21 protein-coding genes are annotated in these 21,066 nt (G+C 59.0%); 17 read left to right on the top strand and 4 right to left on the bottom strand.

The features are described from left to right. Positions 1-99: 99 nt before the first annotated feature. Positions 100-561, bottom strand: coding sequence for an Lrp/AsnC ligand binding domain-containing protein (locus GOB85_RS03255; protein ID WP_173576254.1), 462 nt, complete (start codon positions 559-561; stop codon positions 100-102). A gap of 112 nt (positions 562-673) precedes the next feature. Here GOB85_RS03255 and GOB85_RS03250 point away from each other — a divergent pair, with 112 nt between their 5' ends. Beyond that, positions 674-2,140, top strand: a complete 1,467-nt coding sequence (locus GOB85_RS03250) for an aminotransferase class V-fold PLP-dependent enzyme (RefSeq protein WP_173576185.1) — start codon at positions 674-676, stop codon at positions 2,138-2,140. Positions 2,141-2,273: 133 nt separating this feature from the next. On the opposite strand, the gene GOB85_RS03245 is transcribed toward GOB85_RS03250, so the two are convergent. Then, entirely contained in the window at positions 2,274-3,176 is a 903-nt protein-coding gene (locus GOB85_RS03245; RefSeq protein ID WP_173576184.1) for an NAD(P)-dependent oxidoreductase, read from the bottom strand. Between the two features lie 690 nt (positions 3,177-3,866). On the opposite strand from GOB85_RS03245, the gene GOB85_RS03240 reads away from it, so the two are divergent. After that, entirely contained in the window at positions 3,867-4,457 is a 591-nt protein-coding gene (locus GOB85_RS03240; RefSeq protein ID WP_173576183.1) for a protein-methionine-sulfoxide reductase heme-binding subunit MsrQ, read from the top strand. Between the two features lie 53 nt (positions 4,458-4,510). On the opposite strand, the gene GOB85_RS03235 is transcribed toward GOB85_RS03240, so the two are convergent. Then, positions 4,511-5,179 (bottom strand): uracil-DNA glycosylase family protein, encoded by a 669-nt coding sequence (locus GOB85_RS03235; protein WP_173576182.1) that lies wholly within the window; start codon positions 5,177-5,179, stop codon positions 4,511-4,513. 97 nt (positions 5,180-5,276) lie between these two features. Further along, positions 5,277-5,888, bottom strand: a complete 612-nt coding sequence (locus tag GOB85_RS03230; protein ID WP_173576181.1) for a LabA-like NYN domain-containing protein — start codon at positions 5,886-5,888, stop codon at positions 5,277-5,279. Between the two features lie 110 nt (positions 5,889-5,998). On the opposite strand from GOB85_RS03230, the gene folK reads away from it, so the two are divergent. The 15 genes from folK to bamA all read left to right on the top strand — a co-directional run bounded on the left by folK (position 5,999) and on the right by bamA (position 21,061). Further along, a complete protein-coding gene (gene folK, locus GOB85_RS03225) occupies positions 5,999-6,532 on the top strand; it encodes a 2-amino-4-hydroxy-6-hydroxymethyldihydropteridine diphosphokinase (RefSeq protein WP_173576180.1) in 534 nt (177 codons plus the stop codon). Between the two features lie 103 nt (positions 6,533-6,635). Continuing rightward, entirely contained in the window at positions 6,636-7,019 is a 384-nt protein-coding gene (gene rpoZ, locus GOB85_RS03220; protein WP_173576179.1) for a DNA-directed RNA polymerase subunit omega, read from the top strand. A 197-nt stretch (positions 7,020-7,216) separates the two neighbouring features. Further along, positions 7,217-9,433 carry a RelA/SpoT family protein gene (locus GOB85_RS03215; protein ID WP_242011268.1) on the top strand — a complete coding sequence of 739 codons (2,217 nt, stop codon included), beginning with the start codon at positions 7,217-7,219 and terminating at the stop codon, positions 9,431-9,433. Positions 9,434-9,481: 48 nt separating this feature from the next. After that, entirely contained in the window at positions 9,482-9,907 is a 426-nt protein-coding gene (gene acpS, locus GOB85_RS03210) for a holo-ACP synthase (protein ID WP_173576178.1), read from the top strand. Between the two features lie 68 nt (positions 9,908-9,975). Then, positions 9,976-10,131 carry a hypothetical protein gene (locus tag GOB85_RS03205; RefSeq protein ID WP_173576177.1) on the top strand — a complete coding sequence of 52 codons (156 nt, stop codon included), beginning with the start codon at positions 9,976-9,978 and terminating at the stop codon, positions 10,129-10,131. A gap of 15 nt (positions 10,132-10,146) precedes the next feature. Next, entirely contained in the window at positions 10,147-10,953 is an 807-nt protein-coding gene (gene lepB / locus GOB85_RS03200; protein WP_173576176.1) for a signal peptidase I, read from the top strand. A gap of 125 nt (positions 10,954-11,078) precedes the next feature. Beyond that, entirely contained in the window at positions 11,079-11,813 is a 735-nt protein-coding gene (rnc, locus tag GOB85_RS03195; protein ID WP_408737018.1) for a ribonuclease III, read from the top strand. Then, positions 11,810-12,709, top strand: coding sequence for a GTPase Era (era, locus tag GOB85_RS03190; protein ID WP_173576175.1), 900 nt, complete (start codon positions 11,810-11,812; stop codon positions 12,707-12,709). The genes rnc and era overlap by 4 nt, the downstream gene beginning before the upstream one ends. A gap of 167 nt (positions 12,710-12,876) precedes the next feature. Then, positions 12,877-13,614 (top strand): UMP kinase, encoded by a 738-nt coding sequence (pyrH, locus tag GOB85_RS03185; RefSeq protein WP_173576174.1) that lies wholly within the window; start codon positions 12,877-12,879, stop codon positions 13,612-13,614. A 127-nt stretch (positions 13,615-13,741) separates the two neighbouring features. Next, positions 13,742-14,263: a ribosome recycling factor gene (gene frr / locus GOB85_RS03180; RefSeq protein ID WP_194298660.1), complete on the top strand. Its 522-nt coding sequence runs from the start codon at positions 13,742-13,744 to the stop codon at positions 14,261-14,263. 98 nt (positions 14,264-14,361) lie between these two features. Beyond that, positions 14,362-15,036 carry a polyprenyl diphosphate synthase gene (gene uppS / locus GOB85_RS03175; RefSeq protein ID WP_242011266.1) on the top strand — a complete coding sequence of 225 codons (675 nt, stop codon included), beginning with the start codon at positions 14,362-14,364 and terminating at the stop codon, positions 15,034-15,036. Then, positions 15,033-15,902, top strand: a complete 870-nt coding sequence (locus tag GOB85_RS03170; RefSeq protein ID WP_338421636.1) for a phosphatidate cytidylyltransferase — start codon at positions 15,033-15,035, stop codon at positions 15,900-15,902. The genes uppS and GOB85_RS03170 overlap by 4 nt, the downstream gene beginning before the upstream one ends. A 70-nt stretch (positions 15,903-15,972) precedes the next feature. Next, positions 15,973-17,130, top strand: coding sequence for a 1-deoxy-D-xylulose-5-phosphate reductoisomerase (gene dxr, locus GOB85_RS03165; protein WP_173576172.1), 1,158 nt, complete (start codon positions 15,973-15,975; stop codon positions 17,128-17,130). A 134-nt stretch (positions 17,131-17,264) separates the two neighbouring features. Next, a complete protein-coding gene (gene rseP, locus GOB85_RS03160; protein WP_173576171.1) occupies positions 17,265-18,371 on the top strand; it encodes an RIP metalloprotease RseP in 1,107 nt (368 codons plus the stop codon). 245 nt (positions 18,372-18,616) lie between these two features. Continuing rightward, entirely contained in the window at positions 18,617-21,061 is a 2,445-nt protein-coding gene (bamA, locus tag GOB85_RS03155; RefSeq protein ID WP_408737017.1) for an outer membrane protein assembly factor BamA, read from the top strand. Positions 21,062-21,066: the final 5 nt, after the last annotated feature.

Genomic DNA, 21,066 nt, shown 5'->3' with positions numbered 1-21,066 from the left:
CTCGTCTGGTTGCTGCGTTGGGAGCCTGGTGTCCGGATGGAGCATAAGTAGAGGATGGTTTCTTTTGAAGTCACCAGGCGAAATGATTATCCGGACGTATCAGATCGGCAGTTCGCGGTTATCCGCGATGGCTTCCATGACGATGTGGGAGGTGACGGTATCGAGGTCGATTTTTTCGATCAGGTTCCGGTAGACCCTATCGAAATCCTGCATGTCACGGGCGACGACTTTCAGCAGATAATCGTATTCTCCGGCGATGCGGTGGAAATCTGTGACGTTCGGGATGGCGAGGACGAGGTTGCGAAAACGGGTGAGCCAGTTGTGGTCATGATGGCGGGTCCGGACCATGACAAAGGCAGTGAAGCCAAGACCGAGATCGGTTGGATTGAGGCGGAGGGTGTGCTGGCCGAGGAGACCACTTTCCTTCAGGGCATTGAGGCGTTTCCAGCAGGCGTTTTGCGACAGGCCGACAGCATCAGCGAGAGCGCGCTGCGAGAGGGAGGCATCGCGCTGCAGGGTACGGAGTATTGCGCGATCAATATGATCGATATTTCTCATAATGAGCGATCATATGACACAAATATTACATTATGAAGGAAAAAACAGAGGAAGAGTTTTGAGTGCTGGCAGGTGATGATCTGTCCGTCACATGTCGGGGTGAGGGTGGATCAGAATGGTTTCGGATCAGGCGTCTTTTGCAGCATTTTCGGAGTCTTTGCTGGGGGATGACCGGCTGGCGCGGCTTGCAGCGGGGGTGATCGGGGAAGGAGCGTCCGTTCCCGGGCCATTTGGGCCGAAGACGCTGGTTTATGCGGATTACGTGGCGTCGGGGCGAGCTGTGCGGCAGGTCGAGAACTTCGTGATGGAGCATGTGCTGCCATATTATGCGAATACGCACACGGAGGCGTCGTTTTGCGGCCGGTATTCCGGGCGGACGCGTGAGGCCGGGCGGCGGATCATTGCCGGGCTGTGCGGTGCGACTGACGATTACGCGACGATTTTTGCCGGCTCGGGCGCAACTGCAGGGCTGAACCGGCTGGTTGAGTTGCTGGGTGTCGGGGAGGCAGCGCGGAAGGCTGCTGCGGGACTTTGCGAGCGGCCACTGGTGCTGATCGGGCCTTATGAGCATCACTCGAACATTCTGCCCTGGCGTGAGAGCGGTGCTGAGGTGATCGGGATTCCGGAGGTGGCTGAAGGTGGCCCGGATCTGGTGGTTCTGGAGCGGGTTCTGGCGGAAGCCGGTAATGACCGGGTGAAGGTCGGGGCGTTCTCAGCAGCGTCCAATGTAAGTGGGATTGTGACGGATCCTGATCCGGTCAGTGCTTTGCTGCGGCGGCATGGGGCTGCGGTGGTATGGGATTATGCCGGCGCCGGGCCGTATTTGCCGATCGACATGCGTGTCGGGACGACGTGTCAGAAAGATGCTGTGGTCGTGTCGCCTCATAAGTTTATAGGCGGCCCGGGGGCATCGGGGGTTCTGATTGTACGAAAGGGCGCGGTGGGGATGTCGCGACCGGTTTGTCCTGGCGGCGGGACAGTGCGGTTTGTGTCGCCCTGGGGGCATGAATACAGCGGCGATCTGGTATCACGGGAAGAGGCGGGGACGCCGAATGTCGTGGGGGATATCCGGGCAGCACTGGTGTTTCTGGTGAAGGATGCGATTGGCCAGGAGGAGATGGACCGGCGGCATGCGGAATTGCGCCGTCGGGCTCTGGAACGGTGGTCGGGAAATCCGGATATTGAGGTTCTGGGGAATGTTACGGCGAAGCATGCTCTGCCCGTTTTTTCTTTCCGGGTGAGAGATTCCGTGAAGGGCGGCTGGATTCATCAGCAGCTTTTCACGCGAATGCTGTCGGACTGTTATGGGATTCAGGCGCGGGGCGGATGCGCGTGTGCCGGGCCATACGCTCATCGTCTGCTGGGGATAGGGGAAGCGGAGTCTGCCCGATTGCTGGAGGCGATTCTGGCGGGTGAGGAAATTCTCAAGCCGGGCTGGGTGCGGCTCAATCTGAGCGTGTTGCTGAGTGATGAGAAGGCAGACCGGATTATCGGTGCGGTGGATAATCTCGCGCGCGCTCCGTATCCGAGGGTGTCACACTATCTGTGCGATGAGGCGACGGCGAGGTTCAGGGCGGCGTAAGGGTTTTTCGCGTTTAAACGGATCAAAGGGTCAGGATTTTTTGTGGGTTTCCGGACAAAAGCCAGAGGTAATCAGTCAAAAGTCAGAGAGTGCGCCCGCACCCGGAACGGGGCGCGGACCCCTTCACTCAGATCTATTTCCGCTTGCCGGCGTCGTTTGCGACAATTTTTTCCATGATGCCAATCAGGGCAGAGTAATCCTCGTTCGGATACTGGCGTCGGCCGAGGGAAAGCATCTGGGTTGTCGCGGCGATGGTTGGCACGGGCACGGCTTCGCGGGCAGCGGCATCGAGCAGCAGACGCATATCCTTTTGCATCAGGCGACCAGGGAATTGTGGGGCGAAATTACCGTTTTTCGCGGCTTTCAGCTTGCGTTTGTGATGCGGGGAGATCACGGCAACCTGATCAAGCGCGTCAAACAGCATGGTACGATCGAGGCCTGCGGCAAGGCCGTATGCGACGGTTTCGGCCAGGGCGGTGAGGCCGGCACCCATAATGCCGTTAATGACGAGTTTCAGACGGGCGCCGCTTCCCGCCGGGCCGGCATGGATAGTGATTTTGCCGATAGCATCGAAGATCGGCTGTGCCTTTGCTACATCATCTGTGGCACCGCCCACAAGGATGACCAGAGTGCCTGCTTCTGCTTCGGGGGTGCTGCCGGAGACGGGGGCGTCAAGCACGGTGATGCCAGCTTTTTCTCCGGCGGCCGCGAGTTCTGCTGTGGCTTCCGGTGAGACCGAGGAGGTGTTGATGAGCATTGCGCCGGACTTCATGCCGGCGAGGGTGCCGTTTTCACCATACATGGACGCGGCGAGAGCTTCGTCATCTGGGACGCAGACGATGACGGTTTCGGTCTGTTGCGCGAGATGTCGCGGGGAATCGATCATTCTGACCGAGGGGGCGGAGCTTTTGCCTGTGGGGGTATAGGCGGTCACGGCGTAACCGGCTTTCGTCAGGTGAGCGCCCATCCGGCTTGCCATAGCGCCGAAGCCGATAAATCCAATTTTCGGGGCGTTTTCCGCTGAAAGCTGGGACATATGTATTCTCCTTTACCGCCGCTTCCACCGGCACGCATCGCAGGCCGGGGAAACTGGCTTATGAAACAAAGCCCGGAGGCATGTCTGTGGAAACAGGACAGATTTCCGGACTGTCGTAATGTCAGTCTAACGCATCTGAGTGTGGTTCCGTTCTGAGAAACTGGTGAGCCGGTGTTGCGACTGGGTGCAGTGTGTTTTCTTATGAGGTGAGGATATGGGGGCGGTGATGAGGAGTAGCGCAGCGAAGATTAGAGGCTGTTTCAAAAGCCCCTCTGCCGGTGATCCGACGCGCGTTTTCTGCGCTCCGCTGCTCACGGCCCGCACGGTTGCTCCGCTTCCGTACTCAAAAACACATGCCGGTCATGCCTCTCAGGGGTGCTCTCGCTCAGCAGTGAGGTTTTTGAAACAGCCTCCGATACCAGAGGGTCTGGCCTTTGACCTGTGTGAGACTGGCTGGTGCAGGGCTGGCCGGTGCGGGACTGGCAGGGCTCTGGCTCTGCCCTGGAGCCCTGCAAAGGCTCGCCTTTGCAAACCGTTTTATGATCAGCAAACCGGGGTGCAGGGGTCTGCGGTCCCTGCCGGGTCCGGACTGAGCCCGAATACTCTCATCCACAGGTCAATCTTCACAACCTCTGGTATTAGATTTTGCGGGTGGAATGGATGGGTATGACGCCCTCCGGGCGTTCACCGATGCGCCCACGTCCGCTGCGTTTCGGTTCTCCGCTCCTGCGGGAGATTATGCTTTACTGTCTTTTGCTGATTCCGCTGGCGTCAGAACTGTGGATGTTCAGGTCGGGCGAACTCGGCGATGACCCGGTGGCACAGGCGGAAAGCGATCTGGGCCTCTGGGCGTTTCGTTTTTTGCTCGTAACGCTCGCGATCACGCCTTTACGTCGTTATGGCGGGATCAACCTGGTGCGGTGGCGCCGTGTGACCGGGTTGCTGGCTTTTACGTATGCTCTTTTTCATGTCGGGATTTTTGCCGTCATAGACAAGAAGCTTGCGATGTCTGTCATTCTTCATGACGTGCTCACGAATTATTTTATTCCTTTTGGAGTCGTGGCTTTTCTTATTCTGACTGTGCTGGCGGCGACATCTCAGCGAGCGTCGATACGTGCGCTTGGATGGAAATGGCGTGTATTACACAGGGGAATTTACATCGCGGCATTGCTTGTCGCGGTTCATTACCTGCTGTCTTTCGACAGTGTGAAAATCGAGCCGGTGATTTACGCGGTTCTGACTCTTGTTCTGCTCGCGACACGATTTGATCGCCGGACTTAAACGAGGAGGGGTATGCGTTTGCAGTCTCTGTCGATTCCAGGTCAGACTTGGCGTTAATTGAGTTCCGCGATGATCTCGCCAATCAGTTTCCGAAAGGCCTCCGGTGTGACAAGGCCGTTTTCGATGTTATGGCGCGACGGGTGATAGGTGTCGGCGATGCGCAGACCATCGGGCATGCTGGTGATTCTGCCATGATGAAACCCTGTGCGTGAGAAGGGCACGCCGCAGGCCGCAATGGTGGCATTATGGGCCAGGACGCCGAGCGCGAGAACGACGCGCAGATTTGGCATGGTCTGCACTTCGGACTTGAGAAACTGGTTACAGGCGATGATTTCCGAGGGCTGCGGGAGATGCCCTGGCGCGCCGCAGCGTGTGGCGCAGACGATCCGGTAACGGGTGGGTTCCGGGAGATTATGGGTGGCCAGGCCGTGGGGTGTTTCGGCGAGGCCTGCGGCATACAGGGACTCATACAGAAACGTTGCTGCGTGTTCATCCACGAAGGGGCGGCTCGCAGCGTGGACACGACTGCCGCCGGGACCAGGACTCACGATCAGCAACGGCGCACCGCGCGATCCAAGCGACGGTACGGGAGTATACCATCCTTCGGGGTCGGCAACGCGCCCTGTTTCACGGTGAGTGGCCAGGCGTGGACAGAGCGCGCAGTCCGCAGCCGGCTCGCGGGCGCGGGGAGCGTCGATGATCGGGGTGTAGCCGGAATTCATGTCGTCTGTTTCCGGCTGTGGCAGCTGATACCCCTCTCCGCCCGGGACGGGATATGTTGCAGTGGGTGCGTATTAACGGAGAGGCTGGCCGGCATGGTCAGGTGTAGGACTCATCGTCGGGTTCGCTGAACTGGTCAGCCGGGTGGCGAACCGGGGCTGTCGGCCGGGGCCGGGGTTCAGCCTGACGCCGGGTGAATTCTTCGGCGATATCTGCCAGCTCGACAAACTGATCGGCCTGGCGACGGAGGTCATCACCGATCAGGGGTGGGGATGAGCGCATGGATGAGACGACCGAAACCCGCACACCCTGTCGCTGAACCGCCTCGACAACGCGACGAAAATCGGAGTCGCCGGTGAACAGGATGGCGTGATCGATGCGCGGAGCGGCTTCCATCATGTCTACCGCGACCTCGATATCCATGTTTCCTTTGACGCGCCGACGACCGTTCTGGTCTGTATATTCCCGGGCTGTCTTCGTGACGAGGAAGTAACCGTTGTAGGACAGCCAGTCGGTCAGCGGCTTGATGGGAGAATATTCTTCGGTATCGAGGATGGCTGCGTAGTAGTAGGCACGCAGAAGGTGGCATTTTTTTGAGAAAAAATCGAGCATCTTGCGATAATCGACATCAAAATTGAGGCCGCGGGATGCTGAATAAAGACTTGATCCGTCAATAAAAAGGCATGTCCGTTCCGAGTTGTGGGTAATCATATATGTGCTTCTTCCTTGAATGACGTGGAGTTTATCTGGGGACGGGTTAAGTTTTGGTTATTGGTGAATGAGGGTTGCCGGCTGAGCGCAGGGTCATCATTGAGATGCGTATGGAAAAGAAACCGGTGTCCGTTCTGATTGCTCTTGGTGCCAATCTCGCCTGCGCTGATCCTGTGTCCGGGGAAACGGCATCTCCCGCAGCGACCTGTGAGGCGGCGGTCGCTGCATTGCGTGCCCTGCCCGGTCTGATCGTGGAGACGGTCTCCCCGTGGTACGAGAGTGAGGCGATTCCTCCCTCCGGACAGCCTCCCTACATAAATGGTGTTGTGCTCGGCAAGAGCGAACTCGGGCCGGAAGCGCTGCTGGAGGCGCTGCATGGGATCGAAACGTGCTTCGGGCGGGTGCGGAGCGTGGCGAATGCCGCACGGACTCTTGATCTCGACCTGATCGATATGGACGGCATGGTGAGGACTGAAAGGGCGCCGTTGCTGCCGCATCCCCGGGCTCATGAGCGTGCCTTTGTGCTGCTTCCGCTGCGGGATGTGAGCGCGGGCTGGGTGCATCCGGTTCTGAGGCAATCGGTAGAGACGCTGATCGGGGCGCTTGGGCCGCAGGATATCAGGTTATTGCGGGCTGAGTCCTGAACCAGCCAGAGTCAGCTTATGACGGGTATGGAAACTCTCTCTTCCCCTGAGCGGTCCGGGATGGTAAGACTTGTCTTTAACAAAATTTCCGGAGGCATGCCCTATGGCGCGCGTCACAGTCGAAGATTGCGTCGACAAGGTATCCAACCGATTTGAACTGGTTCTTCTGGCTTCTCAGCGGGCACGGAATCTGTCGCGTGGCGAAGAAATGACGATCGACCGCGATAACGACAAGAATCCGGTTGTCGCGCTCCGTGAGATTGCTGAACAGACCGTTCCGCTGGACTCGTTGCGCAACGATCTGATCCGGTCGCTGGCACGTGCGCCGGAGCCGGAGCCGGCTGATGAAGAAGTGCTGGATCTTATCCCGACCGAGCAGAATATTTTTGGGCTGCAGGAGAGTTCGGCGGAGGAGGAGGTTACTGACCTCTCTCCGGAAGAAATGAAGGCTGCTTTCGAGGCTGAAATGAGCGGTCGCAAGCGCTGATTTTTTAATTACCATCCTGGCTCATGAGCCAGGATGGTAATGTTTTTATTGCTGCCCGGAGAGCTGACACAATCCGTGATTCTGCGTCTGACCGTTCTGCTGTTCCTGTCCGCTCCGATCGGGGTGCGGGCGTGAGCGGTGAAGCAGGTAACGCAATGCAGGGAGCGGTGGCTGGCGGCCACGGGCTCTCCCCGTCGATGCAGGACGGTCCGGTTCCTTCCGTGTCGCCCGACAAACTCATTCATCGAATTCTCCAGTACAATCCTGATGCTGATGTCGCGCTGATCCGGCGTGCTTTCGATGTGGCCTGTGAGGCGCATGAAGGGCAGTTGCGGGACGCGGGTGATCCTTACATTACTCACCCGCTGGCTGTGGCGATGATACTCGCCGGCTTTCATCTCGATGTTCCTTCAATCGCAACAGCACTGCTTCACGATACAATTGAAGATACCGGCGTTACGGCTGACACCCTGCGGGAGCAGTTCGGGCCTACGGTTGCGGAACTGGTGGATGGTGTCACCAAGCTGACGCGACTGGAATTGCAGTCGGACCGGACGAAGCAGGCGGAGAATTTCCGCAAGCTTGTGCTGGCGATGTCGCGCGATATTCGGGTGCTGATCGTCAAGCTGGCGGATCGGCTGCACAACATGCGGACGTTGCATTTCGTGCAGCGCGAGGACCGCAGGCGGCGTATCGCGCGCGAGACGATGGATATCTATGCCCCGCTGGCCGGGCGCATTGGTATGGATCGCGTCAAGACCGAGCTTCAGAATCTGGCGTTTGCCCAGCTGGAGCCGGAGGCGGATGCGACGATCCGGGCACGTCTGAATTATCTGCGCGGACAGGGCGCGGATGTCATTGATGAGGTGAAGATCGAGCTGGCGCGGCTGTGTCATGAGACAGGCATTACACATGTGGAGGTCTCAGGGCGCGAGAAATCGCCTTACTCGATCTGGGAGAAGATGCAGCGCCGGAACGTGGCGTTCGAACAGCTTTCCGACATCATGGCGTTTCGTATCCTCGTTGATAGCCGGGAAGAATGTTACGCGGCGCTGGGCGCAATCCATGCGGCGTTTCCGATGATAGCCGGGCGGTTTAAGGACTATATCTCGACCCCGAAGGCCAACGGTTATCAGAGCCTGCATACGGGTGTGACGCTGAGGCATCCGCGCAATCAGAAGATTGAGGTGCAGATCCGCACGGAAGACATGCACGACATCGCCGAGAACGGCGTTGCGGCACACTGGGCGTATAAGCAGCTTCCACAGACGACGGCGGAGGGCGCGGCGCGGACGATGAAGCGGCCACGCTGGGTGCAGGATCTGCTGGAGATTCTTGAGGATTCTGCTGCCCCGGATGAGTTTCTCGAAAATACCAAGCTGGAACTCTATCAGGATCAGGTTTTCTGCTTCACGCCGAAAGGGCAACTGATACCGCTGCCGCGTGGGGCCACACCGGTCGATTTTGCCTATGCGGTGCATAGTCAGGTCGGGGATGCCTGTGTTGGCGCGAAGGTGAACGGGCGGCTGGTTCCGCTGCGTTACGAACTGCAGAACGGTGACCAGGTCGAGATCATGACCGCGCGGGGCGGGACGCCGTCCCCCTCCTGGGAGCGGTTTGTCGTCACGGGCAAGGCGCGGGCGCGCATCCGGCGCTATGTAGCGGCGCAGCAGCGTCAGGTTTCGCTGGATTCCGGCAAGGTGGCGCTGGCGAAAGCGTTCCGTCAGGAAGGCGTGGACGGATCGGAGAAGGTGCTTGAAACTCTTCTCAAGGATCTGAAGCAGGCTTCTGTCGAGGATTTATACGTCGCTGTTGCGGCAGGCAATATCGGGCCTCGCGATGTGGTGCACGCGGCTTATCCTGAGCTGAGACGGACGTCGCGCGGTCCCCGGATGATTCCCGGTTTTGCAGCGCGGCCACCAGGGTTGCGTCCCAAAAGCGGGGGGGGCACGACGCCGCTGGTCGGGCTGGGTGCGGGGATTGCGGTTCATTTTGCCGGTTGTTGCCATCCCCTGCCAGGTGACCGGATCGTTGGTGTTGTGGCCAACGGCAAGGGCGTGACGGTTCATACGGCGAATTGTCAGACGCTGGAGGCTTTTGCCGCGACGCCGGAGCGCTTTCTGGATGTGGACTGGGATTACAGTGCGATTGGCAAGGGTGGTCCGGTTTCGGAGCCATTTGTCGGGCGGGTGACGGTCATTGCGGCGAATGAGCCGGGGACCCTGGCGGCGATCACGAATACTGTGTCACGACAGGACGGAGCGATCGTCAATCTCAAGATTGTCAACAGACAACTCGATTTTATGGAAATCCTCGTTGATGTTGAAGTGCGCGATCTGAGGCATTTGTCGAGTGTGATTGGTGGATTGCGATCATGCGAGGGGATTTCGCAGGTTGAACGGGCACGGTCCTGACGCGGGTGTCTGTTGCTCCGGGTGTCCGGGTATGGCGGGTCGTTTTATATGATTATTGGCGTTGGCATGGATCTCACCGATATGCGGCGGATCGATCGGGCGATCGGGCGATTTGGCGACCGGTTTTTGCAGCGTGTGTTCACGGATGCGGAGCGGGGGCGAGCGGAGCGGCGCAGCGGGCATGCGCGGATTGGTACGTATGCGAAGCGATGGGCAGCGAAGGAGGCCTGTGCGAAGGCGCTCGGGACCGGATTTGCCGCCGGAGTTTTTCACAGCACGATCGGGGTCGGGAATTTACCGTCCGGTCAGCCCACACTGACTCTTACCGGTGGGGCAGCGACGCGACTCGCGGCACTGACGCCGGCGGGGATGGTGGTGCGGGTGCATCTGACGATGACCGATGATGTGCCTTATGCTCTGGCGCAGGTGATGATTGAAGCTGTTCCGGATGAACTGGTTGCCGGAATACATTGATCCTGGTCCGGGGGCTTTGGTCCCTGTCAGGTTTGGGCAGAGTTCCGGGATATCCCGTCAGTTCAGGGATGCAGCGTGTGTTCGGCGGTCGATCCGCGCTGGTTTCCGTGCTTGACAGGGAACGGAGGGGGCGGCTTGATCCGCCGGCGTTCCGGGCAGGCCGGGGCGGGAATGCGCTGGCGGTGGAGCGGAATGTTTCACGGAGCCTTCTGCCGCAACAGTGAAAGATGATGACTGGCATGGAGAAGACGGACGATATGGCGTCGACACCGCAGGACGGAAAGCAGTCGGGTAAAGACGCTCTGATCGAGACGGTTCGTTCTCTGGCTACGGTTGTTCTGGTTGTCGTCGCTGTGAGGACGTTTCTGTGGGAACCGTTCAACATTCCGTCCGGCTCGATGATTCCGACATTGCAGGTCGGAGATTATCTCTGGGTCTCGAAATACAGCTACGGTTATTCCCGGTTTTCTCTGCCGCTGTCTCCCAATCTCTTTGAGGGGCGGATTCCTGATCGCGTGCCACATCGGGGAGATGTGGCTGTGTTCCGGTTTACCAAGGACACGTCGATTGACTATGTGAAGCGCATTATCGGGCTTCCCGGCGACCATATTCAGGTAAGGATGGGGCAGCTTTATCTTAACGGGACGGCTGTTCCCTGCTCGCCGCGTGGCGACTATGCGGCGGTGGATGAGCGGCGGACCCGAATGGAGGGAGCTTTGTGTCATGAGACGCTGCCGGGCAGTGCTGGTGCGGCACCGGTGGAGCATGATGTTTTGCGGCTGACCAATGAGGGGATGCAGAACGACACGCCGGACTATGTAGTGCCGCCGGGATACTTCTTCGCGATGGGCGATAACCGCGATGACAGCGCGGATAGTCGTTTTATGGGCGATGGGAAGGAAGATCTTGGTTTTGTCCCGATGGAGAATCTCGTCGGACATGCCGGAATGATATTCTTTTCCGTGGATGCGGCTTATCCGATCTGGCAGTTCTGGGAATGGCCGATGGAAATCCGGTGGTCACGGCTTTTCATGCTGATTCACTGACAGGAGCAGCATCCGGATTTCTGTCCCGAGCAGTTGTCCGGAAGTGTGTGTCTGAATCAATCGATGTGCCCGGGGCATAGCGTCGTGATGCGCGCATCATGTGACGTGACGGAAAAAAGGGGGGCGTGGTGGACGAGAAGGTGGTGGACCGGCTTCAGGAGCGGATAGGGTATCGCTTTGCGGATGCTGCTCTGCTTCGGATGGCCCTGACTCACCGTTCTGCGGCTCACCAGCGCTCGGTCGGGAGAAGCGGACGGCGTGTGGTGAAGGGGGCGGGCTCGAACGAGCGGCTCGAATTCATTGGCGACCGTGTGCTTGGGCTGCTGATGGCGGAGTGGTTGCTGGAGCGCTATCCGGGCGAGCAGGAGGGAGCTCTGGGGTCGCGTCATGCGCATCTGGTGTCGCGCACGGCGCTGGCGGAAGTGGCGCATGCGCTTGATCTGTCTGAGGCGCTGGATGTTGCATTGCATGAGGAGCGCATTGGCATTCGTGAAACGGCGAATGTTCTGTCTGATGCGCTGGAGGCGATTCTCGGGGCGCTTTATCTGGATGGCGGCCTTGATGCGGCGCGGGTGCTGGTGCGGCGGTACTGGTCCGGTGCGATAACGGCACAGGCTCAGCCACCGAAGGACCCGAAGACAGCGCTTCAGGAGTGGGTGCTGGCACGGGGGCTTTCGCTCCCCGTTTATGCGATTGTGAGCGCGGACGGACCGTCTCATGCGCCGCGATTTGTTGTGGCGGTGCATGCAGCTGGTGCGTGTGGCGAAGGTGAAGCGGGAAATAAACGGGCGGCTGAGAGTGCGGCCGCAGCCAGTCTGCTGGTGCAGTTTGGTGAGGCGCCGGGAACAGGAATAAAATGACTCAGGAAACACGGTGCGGTTTTGCGGCGCTGGTCGGGGCGCCGAATGCGGGGAAATCCACCCTGCTGAACCGCATGGCGGGTGCGAAGCTGTCGATTGTCAGTCCCAAGGCTCAGACGACGCGGTTTCGCGTGCTTGGTATTCTGATGCGGGGCACGACGCAGATTCTTCTGGTGGATACGCCGGGTATTTTTCAGCCGCGGCGTAAGCTGGACCGGGCGATGGTAGCGGCGGCCTGGGCGGGGTCAGACGATGCTGATGTGACGCTTCTGCTGGTTGATTCGAAAGCGGGGCTGAATGATGGCGTACGGGCGGTCATTGAGCGGCTTACGGCAGTGAAGCGTCGGGTGTGGCTGATTCTGAACAAGACTGATCTGGTAATGGCCCAGTCTCTGCTGCCGCTGACGGCCGAGATTTCGAAGCTGATAGAGATTGAGCATGTTTTCATGATCAGCGCGCGGTCCGGTAACGGTGTGAACGACCTGCTGGATCGTCTGGCGGCGAATTTACCTGTCGGGCCGTATCTCTATCCGGAGGATGACCTGACAGATCTGCCGGACCGGTTGCTGGCGGCGGAACTGGTGCGTGAACAGGTCTTTCTGCAGACGCACGAAGAAGTGCCTTATGCCGCAACGGCAGAGACGGAGAGTTTTGCCGAGCGGCCGGATGGTTCGGTTCGGATTGATGTGACGATTTACGTTGCGAGAGCGAGCCATAAAGCGATTTTGATTGGTGAACGCGGACAGCGTATTCGGGAGATCGGGCAGAAAGCGCGGGTGCAGCTTTCGGGACTGCTGGACAGACCCTGTCACCTGTTTCTGAACGTGAAGGAACGGTCGGGCTGGGATGAAGAGCGGGCGCGGTTACGGGCGATCGGGCTTGATGACAACGTCTGAACGGGTGTGCCTGATGAAGGATGTGAGTCGGACGCAGGGCGAAAAGCCTGGTTCCGAGCCTTGTGGCGCGGGGCTGTGAACGATATGACGTGCATCGGAGCCCGCGTGCCGGATCTGATCGGGTTTGTGTCGCGGGTATGTCCCGGTTGTCCGCGCATTGAGGTCCAATGAATACCATCAACGACACATCTGTCGCCCCGCGCCGTGCGCTCCTCAAGATTTCAGGCGAAGCGCTGATGGGCTCCGGCCAGTTCGGCGTTGACGCTCAGACCGTCGACCGGATCGCGGCTGATGTCGCAAATGTTTCCCGTGGGGGGACCGAGGTTTGCCTTGTGGTGGGCGGCGGTAACATCTTTCGCGGACTGACTGCGGCGGCGCGCGGCATGGACCGGGCGCAGGGTGATTATGCCGGCATGCTGGCGACGGTGATCAATGCTCTCATGGTGCAGAATGCGCTGGAGCGCGAAGGTGTCCCGACGCGTGTGATGTCGGCGATTCATATGTCGTCGATCGCCGAGCCTTACATTCGCAGGCGGGCTGTCCGGCACATGGAAAAGGGCCGTGTGGTCATTTTCGCGGCGGGCACGGGTAATCCGTTCTTCACGACCGATACGGCGGCGGCGCTGCGGGCGGCTGAGATGGATTGCGATCTGCTGCTGAAAGGCACGCAGGTTGATGGGGTGTATAGTGCTGATCCCCGCAAGGATGAGACGGCGACGCGCTATGACACGCTGACTTATCTGGAAGTATTGTCCCGTGACCTGAATGTCATGGATGCGGCAGCGATCAGTCTCGCGCGTGAGAATCGACTGCCGATCGTGGTCTTTAACATTCACGAGGCCGGCGCTTTTGAGCGTGTGATCCAGGGTAAGGGAAAATTCACCCGGATTGAAGAAGCGGGTTGATGCAGCGCATGGACATGCACTGAGAGATTTTGTTTTTGCCGGGGGTGGGGAATCCACTTCCCTGGCTTGTTGTAGGAGAGCCATCGTGGCTGAACTGAGCACCCTTACAGAGGATCTGACGCGCCGAATGGATGGTGCGCTTGAGAGCCTGCGTCGTGATCTGGCCGGCCTTCGGTCCGGGCGGGCAAACGCGGCACTTCTGGAGCCGGTCCGGGTCGAGGCTTATGGCGGTGAGGTGCCACTGTCTCAGGTGGCAACGATCGCCGCGCCCGAGGCGCGGATGCTGACGGTGCAGGTCTGGGATCGCTCGCTGGCAGGTCTTGTGGAGAAGGCGATTCGTGATTCCGGACTGGGACTGAATCCGGCGGGTGAGGGGCAGACGATCCGCGTGCCAATTCCGCAACTGACGGAAGAGCGGCGTAACGAACTGGCTAAAGCAGCAGGACGGTATGCCGAGGGCGCAAAGATCGCTGTTCGTGGTGTGCGTCGTGACGGTATGGATCAGACGAAGACACTCGAAAAAAAGAGCGAGATCGGTCAGGATGAGGTGAAGTCCTGGTCGGATGTGATCCAGAAGCTGACTGATCAGTATGTGAAGAAAGTCGAAGAAATCCTTGCGGACAAGGAACGCGAGATTAAGCAGGTCTGAGACAAATCATGCCACCCCTTGTGGGAGTCGCCCGGACGGGTGCGCTCCCGACCGGAACATCGTCGTGTGGTCCGATTCCTGCACACGTCGCGATCATCATGGACGGAAATGGTCGCTGGGCAGCGTCACGCGGGTTGCCGCGTGCGGCTGGTCATAAGGCCGGTGCTGAAGCTGTGACACGGTGCCTGCGGGCCGCGCGGGCCAACGGGGTGGACTATCTCACGCTGTATGCGTTCTCTTCGGAAAACTGGCGGCGTGAGCCGAGCGAGGTAGCGGATCTCACCGGGCTTCTGAAATTCTATCTGCGACATAAGGTATCGGAACTTCACCAGGAACAAGTGAAGATCCGGTTTGTTGGTGAGGTCGGGCGTTTCGGGGCTGATCTGTGTGCCGAGATGGCGCGGGCCGAGGCGCTGACAGCCGGCAATACGGGACTGACATTGTTGCTGGCGCTTTCTTATGGCGGTCGGAGCGATATTGTGCAGGCAGCACAGGCTCTGGCGCGGGCGGCGCAGCGCGGTGAGCTTGATCCGGGTCTTATTGACGAGACGATGGTGTCGCGGCACCTGTTGACGGCAGGTGTTCCGGATCCGGATGTGATTGTGCGAACGAGCGGTGAGCACCGTTTGTCCAACTTTCTGCTCTGGCAGAGTGCTTACGCCGAACTGGTGTTTCTTGAAACGCTCTGGCCTGATTTTGACGGCGACTGCTTCGCGCGCGTTCTCGATATTTATGGTCGCCGTGAACGTCGTTTTGGCGCCCGTCCGGCGTGATTTCATCGCCTGCACCGCAGATACCAGACCGCCGTGGCGCAAACTGGCAGGATCTCAGGCCTCGTCTCATTTCAGCCGCCGTCCTGATCGTCGTGGCTGGTGCCGCGATCGGGGCGGGTGGGCTGTTCTACGGTGTGCTGGTCATTGCCGCGATGTGCGGTATGGCGTCTGAAGTGGCTACGCTGTTCCGCACATCAGTGCGGAGCTGGCGTGGCGTGCTCTATGTCGCATGGATGGGCTGTGCCGGACTCGCGGCGTTTTACGGACACTGGAGCGCGGTCCCGGCTTTCGTGATGAGTGCGTTTATTTTTGGACCGCCGCTATGGGCAGGCAGCGCCGTGATCATCGCCGCGGGTGCGGCTCTCCTCTGGCTGCGGCTCTGCACGCCACCGGGTGCCTGGTCGGTTCTGTTTGCCATTGCGGTGGTCGTGTGCAGTGATTCCACGGCTTATGTGGTTGGGCGCGTAGCGGGCGGTCCGAAGCTGGCGCCGCGCATTTCTCCTGGTAAAACACGTTCCGGTGCGATGGGTGGTCTGGCGGGCGCGCTGATTGCCGGCGTTGTTGTGGCCTCTTTGTGGGGCGCAGATTCGGTGGTTCTGATGCGCAGCGCGGTCTGGGCGGTACTGCTCGGTGTTCTGGCTCAGGCGGGAGATCTGGCGGAAAGTGCTGTGAAGCGGGCGCGGGGTGTGAAGGATTCCGGCACGTTGCTCCCAGGTCATGGCGGGTTGCTTGACCGGTTTGATGCGCTGCTGGCGGTGGCACCTCTGGCGGCGATGCTGTCGCTTGCGGCGCGGCCAGGGCAAGGCTTCTGGTCTGTTGGACCGGGTGATGTGTGGGCGGCTTTGCTGCGGCTCACGGGACAATGAGGTGCGTGGCGTCTCTGGCGCGGGATGTGGATTCGTTTCTGAGACTGAATCCGGTTAAGATGGAACTACGATGAAAACGGTTACTGTTCTTGGCTGCACAGGCAGCATCGGGTGTTCGACGGTCGATCTGCTGCATCAGGCGGGTGAGGGCGTTGCAGTTAAGGCTCTGGTTGGTGGACGGAATGTCGCACTTCTGGCTGAGCAGGCCAGGGCGTTGCGGGCTGAGCAGGCCGTTATTGCTGATGAACAGGCTCTGCCTGAGCTGAAGGCTCTGCTGGCAGGGACGGGGACTGTTGTGAGTGCAGGACGGACGGCCGTAATCGAGGCTGCCGGAGTGCCGGCGGACTGGACGATGGCGGCTATCACGGGCGCGGCAGGACTGGAGCCGACACTGGCTGCGGTGCGTAACGGGCGTACAGTGGCGCTGGCCAACAAAGAAGCGCTGGTCTGCGCGGGTGACGTGATGCTGCGTGCGGTGAAGGAAGCGAGGGCTACCCTGTTGCCTGTGGATTCCGAGCATAACGCCATTTTCCAGGCGATGGCGGACCGACAGACGGATCAGGTTGAGAAAATTATTCTGACAGCATCCGGTGGTCCGTTTCGTACGGCGACGATCGGGGTCATGGAAGCGGCAACACCGGCGCAGGCGCTGAAGCATCCGACATGGTCGATGGGTGCCAAGATCAGCATTGATTCGGCAACGATGTTTAATAAGGGCCTTGAGGTGATCGAGGCGGCGCGGATCTTCGGTCTGCCGGAGGACAGGATTGATGTTCTGGTGCATCCGCAGTCGGTGGTGCATGGAATGGTGCAGTATACGGATGGCAGTCTGATTGCGCAGCTTGGGTCGGCTGATATGCGGATTCCGATTGCACATTGCCTGGCCTGGCCGAAGCGGATGGCGACGACATCCCCGCGGCTTGATCTGGCTGCGTTCGGGACGCTCGTGTTTGAGGCTCCGGATCCGGTGCGGTTCCCGGCTCTGCGCCTGGCGCGTCAGGCACTGCGCGAAGGCGGTGCGGCTTCGACAATTCTTTCTGCGGCGAATGAGATTGCAGTTGAGGCTTTTCTTGGGGGGCGGATCGGCTTTCTCGATATTCCGCGCCTGGTTGAAACGGTGATGAATCAGCTTGGTGCGCCGGCGATCAATGATCTTCAGGCTGTTCTGCACTGGGACAGCGAGGCACGCGGCGCTGCGCAGGGTTACATTGCGAAGCTGGCGGCCTGAGCTGAGGTTGCCAGGAGTTTCCCGGAGGCAGGAGAGCGGTCTCCGTTGAAATTAACACGCTGTGACATAATCTGTGGCTGGATAGACGATTGCTGCGTGGCGGCTGAACCTGGCAGGCACGAAGGAGTAGGGTGATGCATGATCTGATCCGGACGGTTGTCTCGTTCGTTGTTGTGCTTGGTGTTCTCGTTTTCATTCATGAGCTGGGGCATTATCTTGCGGCGCGCTGGCGCGGAGTGAAGGTCGAGACCTTTTCGATCGGATTCGGGCCGCCATTGCTGAAATGGCAGGATCGCGCCGGGACGGAGTGGCGGGTGGGGCCAATTCCTCTTGGGGGATTCGTCAAGCCGCACGGTTTCGAGGGGCCGGACGAGGCCACACCTGAGCAAAAGGCGGCCTGGGAGCCCGGGCGGACGTTCCATGACAAGCCTGTTCTGTCGCGCGCGATTATCATCATGGCCGGTCCGGTCTTTAATTTTCTGCTGGCTTTTGTGCTGTTCACCATTCTCTTCGCGACATGCGGTCAGCCGCAGGTGAAGAATGAGGTGGGCTCTGTCGCGGCAGGGAGTCCGGCTGCGACAGCAGGGCTGAAGCCAGGAGATGTCATCACGGCGATTGGCACGCAGCAGACGCCATCCGCGCTGTCTGTGCAGCAGGCTATTTTGGGAGAGCCGAATCAGGCGACCGTGCTGCACGTGAAGCGGGGCGGAGAGGATGTCGCGCTTCCGGCGACGATCGGCGTTGTGCCTGGTGGGGATGCCGCGAAGCCAGCAGGTCAGCTTGGTGTTACGTTTGCGACGGTTGCCGGCAAGCCGGTTTCGCTGCCAATGGCTGTTGTGGACGGCGGGAAAGCGACATGGTCCACGACGGTGCAGACAGTTGACGGGTTGTGGCAGATCATCACGGGTCGGCACACGGCCCGGGATCTTGGGGGACCGCTCCGCATCGCCCAGTTATCCGGGCAGGTGGCGCAGTATGGCATTGTCAGTTTGCTGTCCTTCATGGCGCTGCTCTCGGTGAATCTGGGACTGATCAATCTTTTCCCGGTGCCGATTCTCGATGGTGGCCGACTGGTTTTCTATCTGGCAGAAGCGATCCGGGGCCGTCCGGTGCCGAAGAAAATTCAGGAGCTGGGCTTTCAGGCCGGCTTTGCTCTGATTGCCGGTCTTTTCCTGTTTTCGACCTTCAATGACCTTTCGAGTTTCGGTCTGTTCAGATGGGTCGCTTCTCTGGCAGGCTAGGAAGGAAAAAATTAGCTGCCTGTCAGGGAAAAAAGGGACGTTCACTCCTTGCGGGGGGGCAGGGATTTCGGATAGTTCCCGGAGTGTCCGGATGCTGCCGCCTGTGCTGTATCATGGATTTGACTGTTGAGCGTCGGTTTTGCGGAAAGGTCCATCCGGACAAGGCGGCGTGTCGTTCCGGAAAATTCAGCCCGGAGCAGGCAAATGCATAGTGGTTTTGGGAGCATTGCTCCCGGTCGGAAAGGGTGCTGGGGTTGAAGAGTAAACGTACGGCTCTGCTTGCATCGGTGTGCATGCTGCCAGTTCTGCTTGCCAGCAAGGCTTCGGCCCAGTTTGACCCGAAGAGGCACAGCCATTCTGTCGAACGAAATATTGCGTCTGAGGACTGGGGCCCCAAAGGTCAGCGCATCAGCGCGATCGAGGTTCACGGTAATGACCGTATCGAAGCCAGCACTGTTCTGTCCTATATGGTGGTGCGCACCGGGGATCCGTTCAATCAGGACGATCTCGACCGGTCACTGAAGACGCTTTATGCCACCGGACTTTTTAAGGATGTCACCCTGCACCGTTCCGGTGACGTGCTGCAGGTTCAGGTCGTGGAGAATCCGATCGTCAATCGCATTGTCTTTGAGGGCAATCACGCGGCGAAGGATGAAGATCTGCGTAAGGTGATCTCGTTGCGACCGCGTGCAGTGTTCTCCTCGGAGACCACAATGGCGGACAGGCAGAAGATTCTTGAGGTTTATGCGCAGAAGGCCCGTTATGGTGCCGATGTCACGCCGCAGATTATCAGGCTGGCGCATAACCGCGTTGATGTGGTTTTCCAGATTACGGAAGGTCCGCAGACGCTGATCAAGAAAATTTCTTTTGTCGGGAATAAATTCTTCAGCGAAGCACAGCTGGCGAGTGTTGTTTCGTCGAAAGAAACGGCCTGGTATCGGTTTTTCTCGTCATCGGACGAATATAATCCGGAACGTCTGCGCTATGATGCCGAGCTCCTGCGTCGGTTCTATCTCGCAAATGGTTTTGTCGACTTCGAGATGATCAACGCCACAGGTGAGATGTCGCCGGATCGTAAGTCTTTCTACGTGACGTTTACGATCAAGGAAGGTCCGCGTTATCGCCTTGGTAAGCTCGATATCCGCTCCAGCCTGCGGCATGTGCCTGCCCTGTCGCTGCGTAAATATATCGAGCTGTTCCCGAATCAGTGGTACGATGGAAACGCTGTCCAGCATAATGCGACCGATATGGAGGAGACGCTCCAGGCAGAGGGGCATCCGTTCGCGGTTGTGCGGCCATCGATTGCGCGTAATCCTGAGAAGCATGTCGTCAATCTGCTGTTCGATGTGAGTGAAGGCCCGCGCATGTATGTCGAGCGGCTGGACATCAACGGCAATACGATCACGCAGGATGGCGTGATCCGCCGTCAGCTTCCGATGACGGAAGGCGATCCGTACACGCCGATGTACAAGAAATACGCCAAGCAGGCTTTGCAGGATCTTGGTTACTTCAAATCTGTTTCGATTGATCAGAGCCAGGGATCAGCGCCGGATAAGGTAAACGTTTCGGCGAACGTTGTTGAAAAGCCCACCGGTGAGTTCTCGCTGGGCGGCGGTTATTCGACGGACGTTGGTATCATCGGTAATATGGGTCTGAAGCAACACAATCTGCTCGGAACCGGTGTTGATGCCGGCCTTTCGGGTACGATGGCGTATTATGAACGTCAGGCCGATCTCTCGATTACTGACCCGTTCTTCCTGAACCGGAACCTGGTGGCTGGTGCGGATATTTTCTACATCAATAACCGTTACCAGACGTATCAGAACTACTCGGAAGGTCGTTACGGTATCACGCTCAGGATGGGGTATTCCTATACCAATCATCTGTCGCAGTCCTGGAACTATACTCTGACCCGGCGTCATATTGGTGGGTCATGGAGTGAGACCTCGTGGTATATTCTTGACCAGGCGGGGACGTCGACGCTGTCGCAGATTGGCACGACACTGATGTATGACACGCGCGATCGCCGGATGTTGCCACATAAGGGCTACGTAATCCGGGCTGGCGGTGACTTCGCGGGTGCCGGTGGCGATGAGAAATATGTCCGCGGCAAGTTTGATGCGGCGTATTATCTGCCGCTGGATGACCTGATGGGTAATCACGACTGGACTGTCGAGTTTAAGGCCGGTACGGGCTATCTGGCTGACTGGGGCAACGGACGCCACGATGTCATCGATAACTTTTACCTTGGTGGCTCCAATCTGCGTGGCTTCCTTGATGGTGGCGCGGGTCCGCGAAGTGTTGGTCAGACTTCGCAGACTTATTTCCCGGGGCAGGCTATCCACTCGCAGGAAGATCTTCTCGGTGGCCGGTTTATTTATACCGGTTCTGCGACCGTTAATTTCCCGATGCCATTTGCATCGGGAATGGGGATTCGCGGCCGTGGTTTTGTTGATACAGGCAGTCTGGCCGGCGTGCGTGTGAAGCATCTTTATACGAATCCGGCGACTGACGGTTATAAATACACGGCTATTTCAGGCGATACACTGACCCCGCGCGTCAGCGCCGGTGCCGGTTTCTCGTGGCAGAGTCCGTTTGGCCTGCTGAATATTGACTGTGGTATTCCGATCATTCGCAGTCGCAATGACCGGACGCAGCTTCTGCGGTTTGGCTTTGGCCAGCAATTCTGAGGTGA

Origin of the sequence: Acetobacter fallax, assembly GCF_011516735.1 — a bacterium.
Taxonomy (GTDB): domain Bacteria; phylum Pseudomonadota; class Alphaproteobacteria; order Acetobacterales; family Acetobacteraceae; genus Acetobacter; species Acetobacter fallax.
This window is presented reverse-complemented; position numbering and strand designations above follow the sequence as displayed.